Genomic DNA, 15,152 nt, shown 5'->3' with positions numbered 1-15,152 from the left:
CTAGAGCGCACCCTTCGTGGACGGGATGCCGTCGACCCTCGGGTCGACGGCCACGGCGGCGCGTAGCGCACGCGCCAGCGCCTTGAACTGAGCTTCGACGATGTGGTGCGGGTCGCGGCCCGAGAGCACGCGGACGTGCAGGCAGATGCCAGCGTGGTGCGCGATGGACTCCAGCACGTGCCGCGTCAGCGAGCCCGTGAAGTGCCCGCCGATGAGGTGGTACTCCTGGCCGGGCGGCTCGCCCTCGTGCACCAGGTACGGCCGGCCCGACACGTCGACGACGGCCTGCGCGAGCGCCTCGTCGAGCGGCACGAGCGCGTCGCCGAACCGGGAGATGCCGGCCTTGTCACCGAGCGCCTGGCGCAGCGCCTCACCGATGCTGATGGCGACGTCCTCCACCGTGTGGTGGGCGTCGATGTGGGTGTCGCCGGTCGCCTGCACGGTGAGGTCGATCAGGGAGTGCTTGCCGAGCGCCGTGAGCATGTGGTCGTAGAACGGCACGCTCGTGCTGATCTCGGTGCGGCCGGTGCCGTCGAGGTCGAGCTCGACCAGCACCTTCGACTCGGACGTGGCGCGCTCCACGCGTGCTGTCCTGCTCATGCGCTTTCCTCCCCCTGCTCGTGCAGTACCTCGGTGAGCGCCGCGCGGAACGCGGCCATCTCGGCGGACGTGCCGATGGAGACCCGCAGCCAGCCCTCGGGCCCGGTCTCGCGGATCAGCACACCGCGGTCGAGCAGACCCTGCCATACCGCGTGCCGGTCGCCGAACCTGCCGAACAGCACGAAGTTGGCGTCGGTCTCCGCGACCTCGAACGGGCTCCCGTCCGGCAGGTGCTGCTTGCGCAGCCACGTGACCGTCGCGTCGCGCTCGGCGCGCAGCGTGGCGACCTGCGCCATCAGCGACTCGCGGTGGCGCAGCGCGGCGCCGGCGGCGGCCTGGGTGATGGCGCTCAGGTGGTACGGCAGGCGCACGATGCGCAGCGCGTCCACGAAGGCGGTCGACGCGACCAGGTAGCCGAGCCGCGCGCCGGCCGCGGCGAACGCCTTGGACATCGTGCGCGAGACGGCCAGGTTCGGGTACCGCTCCAGCAGCGCGACCGCCGACGGCGTGCCCGGGCGGCGGAACTCAGCGTATGCCTCGTCGACCACGACGACCGGGCGGGCACCGTCGATGTCGACCGTGAGGGCGGCCTCGCAGACCGCCTCGATCGTGGCCGTGGGCAGCGCCGTGCCGGTCGGGTTGTTGGGGCTGGCCAGCAGGATCACCGACGGACGGACCTCACGGATCGTCGCGGCGGCGTGCGCCGGATCGAGCGTGAAGTCGTCCTCGCGGCGGCCGACCACCCACGTCGTGTGGGTGTCGCGCGCGTACTCCGGGTACATCGAGTACGTGGGCGCGAACGACAGCGCGGTGCGACCCGGGCCGCCGAACGCCTGCAGCACGTGCAGCATGACCTCGTTGGACCCGTTGGCCGCCCAGACGTCGAACGGCGCCAGATGGACGCCCGTCTCCATCTCCAGGTAGTCGGCGAGGTCCTGGCGCAGCACGGTGGCGTCGCGGTCCGGGTAGCGGTTCATGCCGCGTGCGGCGCGCGCCACCTCCTCCGCGATGGTCGCGACCACGTCCTCGCCGGGCGGGTACGGGTTCTCGTTGACGTTCAGCAGCACCGGGACGTCGAGCTGCGGCGCGCCGTACGGCTCCTCGTCCGCCAGCTCGGGGCGCAGCGGCAGGCGCACCGAGGACGCCGGGGCGCCACCCTGGGCGCTCTGCTGGTCGACGGCGTTGGTCATCACCGCACCAGTCTACGAAGCGCGCGGCACCGGCCCGGCACCAGTCCGCCCACCGGGCGGGTGGCCCTGGTCACGAGACCGGTGGGCAGGCCGGTGCCGACCGCCCGGGAGGCACCCGTCACCGCACGCCCAGCACGAACGGGTACACCGCTGCCGCGCCCGCCTCGCGCAGCAGGCGGGACGCGACCGTGAGGGTCCAGCCCGAGTCCGTGTAGTCGTCCACCAGCAGGACCGACCGGCCGGGCAGCCCGCGCAGCGCGCCGTCGGGGAGCTGGAGCTGGAGGCGCCGGGCCACGCCCGCGAGCCGCATCGCCGAGTTCACGTCGTGCCGGCCGGGCTCCTCCTGACCGGCGACCGGGCCCACCGCACCGATCATCGGCACGCCCAGGTACTTCGCCAGACCGGTGGCCAGGTGGAAGGAGAGCTGGGGCCGCCGGACCGAGCGGACCGCCACGACGGCCTCGATCACGAGCGGGCCGGGCTCGGCCCCGGCTGCCTCCGACCCCGCGGTCTCGCCGGTCTCGCCGTCGGGCGCGCCGGACTCCGCCGTCTCGTCCGTCGCCACGAGCGGGCGCAGCGCCGGCCACTCGTCCAGCACCCGGGCGGCGGCCCGGCGCAGCGGGACCGGCAGCTCGCCGTCCTTCGCGTTCGGGGCGAGCAGCTCGCGCAGCGGGCCGGACCAGCCGAGGCCGTCCAGCCGGGCGACGGCGCGGCCGGGCTCGGCCAGCTCGGCGGGCGGGATCTTGCCCTTGAGGTCCAGGCCGATCGAGGCCAGGCCGGTGGGCCACATCTTGCGGGGCTCGACCTCGATGCCGGGCCGGTCCATCTCGGCACGCGCGGCGGCGACCGCCTCGGCGTCGGGCGGCTCGGGCAGGGCCATGGAGCCGCACCGGTCGCAGCGGCCGCACTCCCAGCCCGGGGCGAGGTCCGGGTCGTCGAGCTGGGCGCGCAGGTACGCCATGCGGCAGCCCGGGGTGTTGACGTAGTCGACCATCGCCTGCTGCTCGGCCGCGCGGGTCGCGGCGACGCGCGCGTACCGCTCGGCGTCGTACGACCAGGACTGCCCGGTCGCCTCCCAGCCGCCCTTCACGCGCCGGACGGCGCCGTCGACGTCGAGCACCTTGAGCATGGTCTCCAGGCGCGAGCGGCGCAGGTCCACCTGCGTCTCCAGCACGGCCGTGGACATGGTGCCGCCGCCGCTCAGGGCGTCGAGCGTGGCCCGCACCTGCCCCTCCGCCGGGAACGCCTGCTCGCCGAACCACTCCCAGATCGCCTTGTCCTCGGTGCCGGGCAGCAGCACCACCAGCGCCTGGTCCACGCCACGGCCCGCGCGGCCCACCTGCTGGTAGTACGCGATGGGCGACGACGGCGCACCGAGGTGCACCACGAACGCCAGGTCCGGCTTGTCGAAGCCCATGCCGAGGGCCGACGTCGCGACCAGCGCCTTGACGTCGTCGTTCTTCAGGTCGGCCTCGAGCTGCTCGCGCTGCGCCGGCTCGGTGCGGCCCGTGTACGCGGCCACCGCGAGGCCGTAGCCGCGCAGCTGCTCGGCCACCTGCTCCGCCGCCGAGACGGTGAGGCAGTAGACGATGCCGGACCCCTCGATGTCCTGCAGCGCCTCGGCCAGCCAGGCCACCCGGGTGGGCTGGTCGCCGAGCTCCAGCACCGCCAGGTGCAGCGACTCCCGGTCGAGCCCGCCGCGGAGCACCAGCACGTCCTCGCCGCTCGCCTCGTCGCCGTGCACGGCGAGCTGCTCGGCCACGTCGGCCGTCACGCGCTCGTTCGCGGTCGCGGTCGTGGCGAGCACGGGGATGCCCGACGGGAGGTCGGCCAGGAGGGTGCGGATGCGCCGGTAGTCGGGGCGGAAGTCGTGGCCCCAGTCGGAGATGCAGTGCGCCTCGTCGATGACCACGAGGCCGGCGTCGGCGGCCAGGCGCGGCAGCACCTCGTCGCGGAAGCCGGGGTTGTTCAGGCGCTCCGGCGAGCACAGCAGCACGTCGACCTCGCCGCGCGCGATCGAGGCGTGCACCTCGTCCCACTCGGTCATGTTGGCCGAGTTGATCGTGACCGCCCGGATGCCGGCGCGCGAGGCCGCCGCGATCTGGTCGCGCATGAGCGCCAGCAGCGGCGAGACGATGACCGTGGGACCGGCGCCCCGGGCCCGCAGCAGCCGGGTCGCCACGAAGTACACGGCCGACTTGCCCCAGCCAGTGCGCTGCACGACGAGCGCGCGGCGGTGGAACGCCGCGAGCGCCTCGATGGCCGTCCACTGGTCGTCGCGCAGCCGCGCGTCGTCGCGGCCGACCAGGTCGCGCAGCGCGGCCTCGGCCTCCTCGCGCAGGGAGGCCCCCGGCGTCGCGGCCGGGACCGCGCGGGCCTCCGGGGCGGCGTCCTCGGCCTCTGCCTCCTCGTCGCCCCCGGGCGCGTCCGGTGCCTCGGCGCCCTCCGCCGCCGGTTCGTCCACCTCGGCCGGCGGCCACCGGCGGACCGGTGCCGCGGCCGCCACACCGCCGTCGGGCAGCAGGCCGCGCAGCATCTGGAGCTTCGCCGCCTGGGCCTCGGGGGTGTTGCGCGCCGACGGCGGCAGCCCGGGGTCACCGACGTCGGTCAGGTGGGCGTCGTCGGGCGGCTCCTCCATGGTGAAGGGCAGGTCTGCGAAGGGGTCCTTGGTCACGTGTTCGATCCTAGGAGCAGCCACCGACACCGCGAGCCGGTTATCCACAGCCGGGTACGCTTGGCACACTATTCGCGGACGGTTCCTCGCGCCGTCTCAGCACGCGCCGCCGAAGCGGCGCCGTCGGGCAGACCCGGCGCACCCACCGGACCCACCGACGCCGCCAGCGAGGCGAGCAGCGCGAGCCGCTCCCCGCTCGGCGAGCCCGGGGCGGCGTGCAGCAGCACGACCATCTGCCGGTCGGTCCCGGCGATCGACAGCTTCTCCATGTCGAGCTCCAGCTCCCCGACCTGCGGGTGCAGCATGTGCGTGACGTGCGGCCTGCCGAGGTTGACGTCGTGCCGCGCCCAGAGGGTGCGGAAGCGCTCCGAGGCGAGCGAGAGCTCCCCGACGAGCCGTGCGGGGCGCTCGTCGTCCGTGTCCGTGCCGACCGCCTCGCGGAACCGGGCCACGATCTGGGGCGCCACGCCGGGCCAGTCCGGGTGCAGGGCCTGCTCGGCGGGGTCCAGGAACAGGTCGCGGAGCCGGTTGCGGCCCACCCGGAGGGTGGGCGACAGGGCCTCCGCCAGCGGGTTCACCGCGAGCACGTCGAAGTACCGGCCCTCGATGTAGCCCGGGATGCCCACCCGCTCCAGCAGCCGCAGCGTCCCCTCGGGCACCACCTCGCGGCGCGGACGACGACGCCGGCGGGGCGCCGGGGCCGCCAGGCCGAGCAGGTGCCTCGTCGCCGCCTCGTCCAGGAGCAGCACCCGGGCGATCGACTCCAGGACCTGGGCGGACGGGTTGCGGTCCCGGCCCTGCTCCAGCCGCAGGTAGTAGTCGGCGCTGATGCCCGCGAGCAGCGCCACCTCCTCGCGCCGCAGGCCGGCCACCCGGCGCACGCCGCCCTCCGGCAGGCCGACGTCGGCGGGGCGCACCAGCTCGCGGCGCGCCCGCAGGTACTCGCTCAGCTGGGTCTCCCGGGTCATGCCCTCCACGGTAGGCCGAGCGGCTCGCGGCTGCCTGGTCCCCGTACACCCAGGATCGCGCGGGTACTGCCTGTCCGCGCCGGGCCGCCGGACGGTGGAGCCATGACCACACAGACCCTCCCCGGCGGCACCTTCACGCTCGCCGACGACCTGACCCTCTCCCGCGTCGGCTACGGCGCCATGCAGCTCGCCGGGCCCGGCGTCTTCGGCCCGCCCGCCGACCGCGCGGCCGCCGTCGCCGTCCTGCGCGAGGCCGTCGCGCTCGGCGTCAACCACATCGACACGGCCGACTTCTACGGCCCGTACGTGACCAACGAGATCATCCGCGAGGCCCTGCACCCCTACGCCGCGGACCTGCACCTCGTCACCAAGGTGGGCGCGGTGCGCGACGCCGAGGGGCACTGGGTGTTCCGCCGCGAGCCGGACGAGCTGCGCAAGCAGGTCGAGCAGAACCTGGAGCACCTCGGCCTGGACACGCTCGACGTCGTGAACCTGCGCGTCGGCGGGTTCGACGCCCCGGAGCCCGGGTCGCTGGCACCGCAGTTCGCCGCCCTGGCCGCGCTTCGGGACGAGGGCCTGATCCGGCACCTCGGCGTCAGCACCGTCACGGCGGAGCAGGTCGCCGAGGCGCAGACGATCGCGCCGGTCGTCTGCGTGCAGAACATGTACAACATCGCCAACCGCGGCGACGACGCGCTGATCGACTCCCTGGCCGCGCAGGGCATCGCCTACGTGCCGTACTTCCCGCTCGGCGGCTTCTCGCCGGTGCAGTCAGCGGAGCTGGACGCCGTCGCGGCCCGGCTGGGCAGCACCCCGGCCGCCGTCGCGCAGGCGTGGCTGCTCCAGCGTTCGCCGAACATCCTGCTGATCCCGGGGACGTCGTCGGTGGCCCACCTCCGCGAGAACGTCGCGGTCGCAGGGCTCACCCTGCCCGACGACCAGGTCGCGGTGCTGGACGCGATCGGCGGCTGACCTCTCCGGACGACGCACGGTCGGCAGGCGAACGGCGCCGGGCGGCCGGACCCCCAGGTCCGACCGCCCGGCGCCGTCGCGCCCGGGGCCCTACCGCCCCTGCAGCGCCTTCACGTTGTCGCCGAAGGTCCAGCCGCGCGACCCGTCCCAGTTGATCGACCAGGTCATGAGGCCCTTGAGCGCCCCGTTGTACGAGCCGTACGCCTGCGAGACCAGCGACGGCGCCATGTACCCGCCGCCCGCGCCCTGCTGCGCGGGCAGCCCGGGCACCTGCTTCTCGTACGGCACACGGATCGTGGTGCCCTGGATGACGAGGCCGTCGTCGAGGCAGTCGGTCTGGGCCTGGAAGCCGGCCACGGTCCCGGCGGCGTACGAGTTGCCGGAGCAGTCGTACATCGACCCGTTGTAGTACTGCATGTTGAGCCACCACAGGCGCCCGTTGTCGGCGTACTTCTTGATGATCGGCAGGTAGGAGCCCCAGATCGAGCCGTAGACGACGCTGCCGCCGGTGACGTAGGCAGTCTCGGGCGCCATCGTGAGGCCGAACCCGGCCGGCATCCCGGCGAGCACGCCGTCGATGATCCGGATCAGGTTGGCCTGCGACGTCGAGAGCTGGCTGATGCTGCCGCTGCCCGTCAGGCCCGTCTCGATGTCGATGTCGATGCCGTCGAAGTTGTACTCCCGCAGGATCGGCACGATGGTCGCGACGAACCGGTCGGCCACGGCCTGCGAGGACAGGTCGATGCCCGCGGTGGCGCCGCCGATCGACATCAGGATCGTCAGGCCCGCCTCCTTGGCGGCGCACATCTCCTCCGGGCTGGGCACCTGGACGCCGGAGTCCATGCCGTCCTCCCACAGCACCGTGCCGTCGGAGCGGATCACCGGGAACGCGAGGGTGGCGACGTTGTAGCCGTGCTGGGTGATCCGCGAGTCGGTGATCGGGATCCAGCCCATGCCGGGGTGCACGCCGTTGCTCGCGCCGTCCCAGTTCTCCCAGTAGCCCTGCAGCACCTTGCCCGACGGGCGCGGGCGCTGGCTGCAGTCCGTCGGCGTCGGCTCGGGGTCGGGGGTCGGGTCCGTGGGGTCCGGGTCCGGGTCGGGTGTCGGGTCGGTCGGGTCAGGGTCGGGCTGCGTCGCGCACGCGCCGTCGTCGGCCCAGAGGCTGGGGGTGGTGTCGGGGGTCCAGCCCGCGCCGACGTGCGCGGTGTGCCCCACCAGCGCCGTGTAGGCCCGGCCGCGGTGCGTCACGTGCGCGCCTGCGGTGTAGGAGCTGCCCTCCGCCCAGGCGGAGGCCGCGCAGTCGGCAGCGGCGGCCTGGGCCACCGGCCCGGCCTGCGCGACGACGACCGGTACCGCCAGTCCGGTCACCAGCAGGGCGGTGATCCCCGCCGCCAGGAACGATGTACGCCGTCTCATGGCACTCCCTAGGGCCGTGGTATTTGTCAGGAACGCTAGCCAAATACCGGACCCCCGGGAATACGGGGAACCCACAACCCGACCACACGCCGACGCCGGGCACTCACCCGCCCCGACCTAGACTCGCGGCGTGATCCGACTCAACCCCGAGCAGCTCGTCTTCGTCACCGAGCGCCACCTCGCGACCCTCACCACCCTGCGCCCCGACGGCACGCCGCACGTCGTCCCGGTCGCCTTCACCTGGGACGCCGACGCCGGGGTCGCGCGCATCACCACCAACCGCAGCTCGTTCAAGGCCCGCCACTCCGCCCCGGGGCCCGACGGCGGCCAGCCGCGCGCCGCGCTGTGCCAGGTCTCCGGCGGCCGGTGGATCACGCTGGAGGGCACCATCGCCGTCAGCGAGGACGAGGCCGAGATCGCCGACGCCGTCGCCCGCTACGCGCGCCGCTACCGCGAGCTGGGCCCCAACCCGGACCGCATCGTGCTGCGCGTGACGGTCGACAAGGTGATGGCGTCGACGTACATGGCGTCCTGACGCTCAGCCGACCTTGGCGGACTCCTCGCCGGCCGGCATCAGCACGCTGACACGGTCGCCGCGCACGAGCTGGCGGCCGCGGCGCGTCTCGACCTCGCCGTTGACCCGCACCTCGCCGTCGGCGATCAGGTCGCGGGCCTGCGCGCCGTCCTCCGCGAGGTCGGCGAGCTTCAGGAACTGGCCCAGGCGGATGACGTCGTCACGGATGGGCACCTCGGGAACGTTCGGCTCAGAGTTGGACACCACAGCATTGTCTCGCGTCCGCCGCCCTAGACTGGCCGGGTGATCCAACGCATCGACCTCCGCGGCCGGTCCCTGGGCCGCCGCGCCCTTCTCGACGTCCTTCCCCGTGCCGAGGTCGGAGTCGACGAGGCCGTCCATGTGGTCGAGCCGCTGCTGCGCCAGGTCCGCGAGGGCGGCGCGGCCGCCCTGCGCGAGATCGCGCTGCGGTTCGACGGGATCGCTCCCGAGCACCTGCGGGTCCCCGCGTCCGCGCTGACCGAGGCGCTCGACGGCCTGACGCCGCTGGTCCGCTCCGGCCTGGAGGAGGCGATCCGCCGCGTGCGCCGGGTGCACGGCGCCCAGCTGCCCGCCGACCACGTGACCGAGCTCGCGCCGGGCGCCGTCGTCCGGCAGCGCTGGATCCCGGTCCAGCGCGTCGGCCTGTACGCGCCGGGCGGTCTGGCCGTGTACCCGTCGTCGGTGGTGATGAACGTCGTCGCCGCGCAGGAGGCGGGCGTGCCCGGCCTGGCCGTGGCCTCCCCGCCGCAGAAGGACAACGGCGGTCTGCCGCACCCGACCATCCTCGCGGCGTGCGCGCTGCTGGGGGTCGACGAGGTCTACGCCGTGGGCGGCGCCCAGGCCGTGGCGATGTTCGCGTACGGCGCGGCGGGCAGCGCGGAGCAGGACGGCGAGACGCTGTGCGAGCCCGTCGACGTCATCACCGGCCCCGGCAACGTGTACGTCGCGGCCGCCAAGCGCCTGGTGCGCGGCATCGTGGGCATCGACTCCGAGGCCGGGCCCACGGAGATCGCCGTCCTCGCCGACGCCACGGCCGACGCCGGGCACGTGGCCCTCGACCTGATCAGCCAGGCCGAGCACGACCCGATGGCCGCCTCCGTGCTGGTCACCGACTCGGTCGAGCTCGCCTCCGCGGTCGAGGCCCGGGTTCAGGACCTCGCGTCGGCCACCAAGCACTCCACCCGGGTGGCGCGTGCGCTGGAGGGCCCGCAGTCCGCCGTCGTGCTGGTGGACGACATCGAGGCCGGTCTCGCCGTCGTGAACGCCTACGGCGCGGAGCACCTGGAGATCCAGACCGTCGACGCCGGCGCCGTGGCCGCGCGCGTGCACAGCGCGGGCGCCATCTTCGTGGGCCCCTGGTCGCCGGTGTCGCTCGGCGACTACATGGCCGGGTCCAACCACGTGCTGCCCACCGGCGGCACCGCGCACTTCGCGAGCGGCCTGGGCGTGCACGCCTTCCTCAAGTCGGTGCAGCAGATCGAGTACACGCGCGACGCGCTCGAGGAGCTGACCGACCGCATCGTCGCCGTCGCCAACGACGAGGACCTGCCCGCGCACGGCGAGGCGGTCCGGGGCCGCTTCCACTAGCCCCGCCGCCGTCGGGCCGTCGTCGTCCGCCCTTCCCTTCACCTTTGAGACCTAAGTTTCTTCGCTCTGGGGCGCCCCAAAGCGAAGAAACTTAGGTCTCAAAGGAGATGAGCGAGTCGGGCTCAGACTCCCGAGCCCGACGGCCGCGACGCCCGCAGGTGCGCCCGCTCCGCCAGCTCCGACTCGGCCACCAGCTCCAGCATCGGCTTGCCCGGCGCGCACATCATCGTCGCCACGAACTCGGTCCGGGCATCGTCCAGCGCGTTCCCGTCCTGGTAGTGGATGACGTCGCCGCCCGGCTCCCAGAACGTGCCGCCGGCCTCGACGACCCGCTCCGGCTCGCCCTCCAGCTCGAACCGGACCGCGCCCTGGATCACGTACCCGAACGCCGGCCCGGAGTGCCGGTGCGGCGGCGTGCCCGGGTCGCCCGGCTCCCACTGGACGTGGATCGTCATCGCCGAGGCGCCGTCGGGCACGGTGATCGGCGATGCGTCCTGCAGCATCGTGGCCGCCGTCATCCAGCTCGCCGCCGGCCCGTCGTGCTCGCCGGCCCCGTGCGTGTGCTCGGCGTGGTTCTCCGTCATGGTGCTGCCCTTCGTCGTGGCCAGTTCGTCATGGTCGTTCCGACGTGTCGACCGGACAGCCCGCTGATCTGTGACTGGGTGAAACCTGTACAGAAGCATTGACATGGCACCGGGCGGTAAGCGAGGAATGTCGCACACCTGCACGTTGCACGTTCCATCGCTGCCGAAACCGAGGGAGCCGTAATGTCATACCGGTCCAGAACGCCCCTGCTCGCCGTGGCCGCGGTCACGGCACTAGCGGCGGCGTTCACGCCAGCGGCCGCTGCCGTGATCCCCGCCGCTCCACCGTCGACCGACAAGGTCGACCCCCGGGACGCCCTGGCCGAGAACCTGGTTCCGGCCGAGACCACCCCGCAGGCCGGGGTGGAGCGCGACGCCGGTATCCAGAAGCTCGCCCTCGGCCGCGGCAAGGCGGAGCGCACCTACCTGATCCGCCTGGCCGACGCCGCCGTGCCCACCTACACCGGTGGCGTCGAGGGCCTGGCGGCCACGACGCCCCGCGCGGGCCGGACGCTCGACCCGTCGACCGCCCGCGTGCGCGCGTACACGGAGTTCCTCGAGGCGGAGCAGGACGACTTCGTCACCCGCATCGAGCGCACCGTGGGCCACGACGTCGAGGTGCCGTTCACCTACCAGTACGCCGTCAACGGCCTGTCCGCCGTCCTGACGCCGCAGGAGGCAGCGGAGGTCGCCAAGGACCCGGCCGTCGCGCACATCGCGCTCGACAAGGAGCACGAGCTGCACACGGACGCCGGTCCGGCGTGGAGCAACGCCGACGCGCTGTGGAACGCCGTCGAGGAGCTCGACCTGCCGGAGGACTACAAGGGCGAGGGTGTCGTGATCGGCACCATCGACACCGGCATCCACCCCTCCAGCCCCTCGTTCGCCGAGACCGGCGACGACGGCTACACGCACACCAACCCGCTCGGCGCGGGCAACTACCTGGGCGTCTGCGACCCGGCGAACACCGACCAGTACGACCCCGACTTCCCCTGCAACGGCAAGCTCATCGGCGCCTACGGGTTCCTGAGCGCCGCCGACCGCAGCGCGCTGGACGAGGACGGGCACGGCTCGCACACGGCCTCCACCTCGGGCGGCAACGTGGTCGACGACGTGACGCCGACGGCGCCGGAGGGCACGAACCCGCCGACGTTCGACGTCTCCGGCGTCGCCCCGCACGCCAACGTCATCAGCTACCGCGGCTGCTGCACCAGCGCGGGCCTGACGGCGTCGATCGACCAGGCCATCGCCGACGGCGTCGACGTCATCAACTACTCCATCGGCTCCTCGTCGCCGTCGGACCTGTGGAACGACTTCGACGCGCTCGGCTTCCTCAACGCGCGCGCCGCGGGCATCTTCGTCGCCACGTCCAACGGCAACGACGGCCCCGGGTTCGCGACGACGGGCTCCCCCGCCGACGCGCCCTGGCTGACGTCGGTGGGCGCCTCGACGCACAACCGGCACATGCTCAACGCCCTGGAGAACCTCACCGGCGGCACGAGCGACCTGCCCGACCTCACCGGCAAGTCCCTGACCGGCCCGCTGCCCGCGACCGGCATCATCGACGCCGGCTCCGTGGGCGACCCGCAGTGCACCACGACCACGGGCCACGAGGCGGACTACGCCGACAAGATCGTGGTCTGCGCCCGTGGCGGCAACGGCCGCGTCGAGAAGTCCTCGAACGTCGCGGCGCAGGGCGCCACCGGCTTCGTGCTGACGAACGACGAGGTCAACGGCGGCTCGCTGCTCGGTGACGCGTTCACCGTCCCGGGCGTCGCGCTCAGCTTCGCCGACGGCGAGACCCTGCGCGACTGGCTCGCGGAGGGCTCGGACCACACCGGGTCGATCGCCGGCACCACGTTCGTCACGGACGACGCGCTGGGCGACACGATGTCCAGCTTCTCCTCGCGCGGCCCCAACCGGGCCGTCGACACGATCGTGCCGTCCATCACCGCACCCGGCGTCGACATCCTCGCCGCGTACGGCGTGGCCGACGGCGCGTACGACCACGTCGAGTACGGCATCATCTCGGGCACCTCGATGTCGAGCCCGCACGTGGCCGGCGCGGGCGCTCTGCTCACGCAGGCCCGGCCGGAGTGGACCCCGGCGCAGCAGCAGTCGGCGCTCATGACGACGGCGCGCACGAGCGTCAAGGACTTCGACGGCTCGCCGGCCACCCCGTACGAGCAGGGCAGCGGGCACATGGACATCGGGGCCGCCGCCCAGGCGGGCCTGCTGTTCGACGAGACGGCCGCGAACTACCTGGCCGCCGACCCGGAGCAGGGCGGCGAGCCGAGCACGCTCAACCTGCCGTCCTTCGCCGACACCCAGTGCCTCGCGAACTGCTCCTGGGAGCGGACGGCGGTCGCCCCGCCGTCGGCCCCCGCGGACGTCACCTGGACGGCGTCGGTCGAGTCCGACGACGCCCTGGCCCTGTCGGTGGACCTGTCCACGGACACCGTCTCGCCCGGCGACTCGCTCGGCATCACGGTCACGGCCGACGTCGACGGCGCCCCCGACGGCGAGACGCTGTTCGGGCGCGTCACGCTCACCCCGAGCAACGACGACGTCCCCGCGGTGACCCTGCCGGTCGCCGTCGTCCCGTCCGGCGCGATCCTGCCGAACGAGATCGACGTGACCACGCGCCGCGACACCGGCTCCCAGGCCGTGACCGGCCTGAAGTCCATCGCGGTCAGCGACTTCACCGGTTCGGTGAAGGGTCTGGTCGAGGCCGACCTGCACGAGGGCTCGCTCAGCCAGGACCCGACGAACGCCGACGCGTTCGACGACCTGAGCCAGGTCGAGGTCACCACGCTGGAGGTGCCCGACGGCGCGTCGCGGCTCGTCACGGAGATCACCGCGGCCGAGGCGGCGGACCTCGACCTGTTCGTCGGCACCGGCAGCACGCCGAGCGCCGCGACCCAGGTCTGCGCGTCCACGTCGTCCGGCTCCGCCGAGGCCTGCGACATCGCCGACCCCGAGGCCGGGACCTGGTGGGTGGTGGTCCAGAACTGGGCCGGCAGCGACGACCAGCCCGACGCCCACACGCTGGCGACCGCCGTCGTCCCGTCCGAGGACCTCGGCAACGCCGGGGTGGCCGGGCCCGACGGCGAGGTGCCGGTGGGCGAGCCGTACGACGTGCGGCTGCACTGGAACCTGCCCACGGCCGCCGCGGGCGACCTGTTCTTCGGCACCGCGGTGCTCGGCACCTCGCCGGACAGCCCGGGCGACATCGGTGAGATCCCGGTCCGCCTGAACCGCGTGGCCGACGACGTGACCAAGACCGCCTCGGTCGAGGCCGCCGGGATCGGCGACACCATCGGCTACGACATCACCGTCCAGCCGAACGTGACGCCCGAGGACCTCACCTACACGGTCACCGACACGGTGCCGGACGGGCTGAGCATCGACGAGGCGTCGGTGACGGGTGACGGCGTCGTCGACGGCCAGACGATCACGTGGGAGGTCGAGGTGCCCACGCAGGTGGGCGCGGTGGGCTCCTACGAGGCGTCCACGCCGGCCGACGACCCGCAGTGCGCGGCGTGGGCAGGGTTCCTCGACCTCGGCTCGGTCGGCGTCGGGTTCAGCACCCTCGACGGGGACAGCGCGGCCGTGAACGCGTTCTCGCCCATCGGCCCGTTCCCGCACTACGGCGACCAGTCGCCGGGCCTCATCGTCTCCGACGACGGCCTGATCACGATCGCGGGCGGCTACACCGGCCGGCCGTGGGAGCCGCAGGAGATCCCGGCGACGGACGGCCCGAACGGCGTCATCGCGCCGCTCTGGTCCGACCTGCAGCTCTCGCTCGCCAACGACCGCGGCGTGCGGCTGGCGACGTCCGGCGGCGAGGTCGCGGTGGTCCAGTGGGACGACCCGTTCCCCTACGGCGGTGACCCGGCCGACCTGTCCAACTCCGTGGGCACGTTCCAGGCCTGGATCTACAACTCGGTGTCCGAGACCCGGCCCGAGATCACCTTCGAGTACGGCGAGGTGGGCACCCTGCCCGACCTGGCCACGATCGGCATCGAGAACCTCGCGGGCACGGCCGGCACCGCCGTCGTGAACGCGGGCGACCCCTCGTCCGCCGTGACGGAGGGCGGGTCGGTCTGCCTCGACTACGTGGGGCCGGACGTCGACCCGGTCTCGCTGTCGTACGAGGTCACGGTGGCCCCGGACGCGGTGACCGGCACGTACACCAACTCCGCCGAGCACGTCACCAACAACCCGTTCGACGAGCCGGCCGTCACCTCGGTCGACGTCGACGTGACCGGTCTGCCGGACGTCCCCGCCTGGGACCGCAAGGCGATCTACACCGCCGGTGACGAGGTCCTCCACGACGGCTCCGTGTGGGTCGCGCAGTGGTGGACCAAGGGCCAGAAGCCGGGCGCCACGCCGTGGGGCCCGTGGGCCGAGGTCGGTGCCGACGTGGTCTGCGGCGCGGAGACCTACCAGGCCTGGACGGACTCGTGGATCTACACGGGCGGCGAGACCGTCGAGCACGAGGGCAAGCTCTGGCGGGCCCAGTGGTGGACCCGCAACCAGGAGCCGGGCATCCCGTGGGGCCCGTGGCAGAAGGTCGGCGCCTGCTGACCTGAACCACCCCAG

At 73.5% G+C, this 15,152-nt stretch carries 11 protein-coding genes; 4 read left to right on the top strand and 7 right to left on the bottom strand.

Translation table 11 applies throughout. The features are described 5' to 3' along the window. The 4 genes from hisB to FHX71_RS05020 all read right to left on the bottom strand — a co-directional run bounded on the left by hisB (position 1) and on the right by FHX71_RS05020 (position 5,432). Positions 1-600 carry an imidazoleglycerol-phosphate dehydratase HisB gene (gene hisB / locus FHX71_RS05035; RefSeq protein WP_182614698.1) on the bottom strand — a complete coding sequence of 200 codons (600 nt, stop codon included), beginning with the start codon at positions 598-600 and terminating at the stop codon, positions 1-3. After that, positions 597-1,790, bottom strand: coding sequence for a histidinol-phosphate transaminase (locus FHX71_RS05030; RefSeq protein WP_182618485.1), 1,194 nt, complete (start codon positions 1,788-1,790; stop codon positions 597-599). The genes hisB and FHX71_RS05030 overlap by 4 nt, the downstream gene beginning before the upstream one ends. Before the next feature lie 118 nt (positions 1,791-1,908). Beyond that, positions 1,909-4,464, bottom strand: a complete 2,556-nt coding sequence (locus tag FHX71_RS05025; protein ID WP_182614697.1) for a RecQ family ATP-dependent DNA helicase — start codon at positions 4,462-4,464, stop codon at positions 1,909-1,911. A gap of 68 nt (positions 4,465-4,532) precedes the next feature. Then, positions 4,533-5,432 carry a helix-turn-helix domain-containing protein gene (locus tag FHX71_RS05020; protein ID WP_182614696.1) on the bottom strand — a complete coding sequence of 300 codons (900 nt, stop codon included), beginning with the start codon at positions 5,430-5,432 and terminating at the stop codon, positions 4,533-4,535. A 102-nt stretch (positions 5,433-5,534) separates the two neighbouring features. Between FHX71_RS05020 and FHX71_RS05015 the strand changes: the two genes are divergently transcribed. Then, entirely contained in the window at positions 5,535-6,404 is an 870-nt protein-coding gene (locus tag FHX71_RS05015) for an oxidoreductase (RefSeq protein WP_182614695.1), read from the top strand. 90 nt (positions 6,405-6,494) lie between these two features. Here the strand turns inward: FHX71_RS05015 and FHX71_RS05010 are convergent, their stop codons facing one another. Then, positions 6,495-7,820, bottom strand: coding sequence for a carbohydrate-binding protein (locus FHX71_RS05010; protein ID WP_182614694.1), 1,326 nt, complete (start codon positions 7,818-7,820; stop codon positions 6,495-6,497). Between the two features lie 130 nt (positions 7,821-7,950). On the opposite strand from FHX71_RS05010, the gene FHX71_RS05005 reads away from it, so the two are divergent. Continuing rightward, the gene (locus FHX71_RS05005; protein WP_182614693.1) at positions 7,951-8,355 is read left to right on the top strand and encodes a pyridoxamine 5'-phosphate oxidase family protein; all 405 of its coding nucleotides are present in this window, start codon (positions 7,951-7,953) and stop codon (positions 8,353-8,355) included. A 3-nt stretch (positions 8,356-8,358) separates the two neighbouring features. Here the strand turns inward: FHX71_RS05005 and FHX71_RS29670 are convergent, their stop codons facing one another. Continuing rightward, positions 8,359-8,601, bottom strand: coding sequence for an RNA-binding S4 domain-containing protein (locus FHX71_RS29670; RefSeq protein ID WP_182614692.1), 243 nt, complete (start codon positions 8,599-8,601; stop codon positions 8,359-8,361). A gap of 36 nt (positions 8,602-8,637) precedes the next feature. Here FHX71_RS29670 and hisD point away from each other — a divergent pair, with 36 nt between their 5' ends. After that, the gene (gene hisD / locus FHX71_RS04995) at positions 8,638-9,963 is read left to right on the top strand and encodes a histidinol dehydrogenase (RefSeq protein ID WP_182614691.1); all 1,326 of its coding nucleotides are present in this window, start codon (positions 8,638-8,640) and stop codon (positions 9,961-9,963) included. Between the two features lie 122 nt (positions 9,964-10,085). On the opposite strand, the gene FHX71_RS04990 is transcribed toward hisD, so the two are convergent. Continuing rightward, the gene (locus FHX71_RS04990; RefSeq protein WP_182614690.1) at positions 10,086-10,547 is read right to left on the bottom strand and encodes a cupin domain-containing protein; all 462 of its coding nucleotides are present in this window, start codon (positions 10,545-10,547) and stop codon (positions 10,086-10,088) included. A gap of 183 nt (positions 10,548-10,730) precedes the next feature. On the opposite strand from FHX71_RS04990, the gene FHX71_RS29665 reads away from it, so the two are divergent. Then, positions 10,731-15,137 (top strand): S8 family serine peptidase, encoded by a 4,407-nt coding sequence (locus FHX71_RS29665; protein ID WP_182614689.1) that lies wholly within the window; start codon positions 10,731-10,733, stop codon positions 15,135-15,137. Positions 15,138-15,152: the final 15 nt, after the last annotated feature.

This window comes from Promicromonospora sukumoe (genome assembly GCF_014137995.1).
Classification (GTDB): domain Bacteria; phylum Actinomycetota; class Actinomycetes; order Actinomycetales; family Cellulomonadaceae; genus Promicromonospora; species Promicromonospora sukumoe.
Note: the sequence above shows the minus strand (reverse complement) of the source record. Positions and strands in the feature narration are given on the sequence as shown.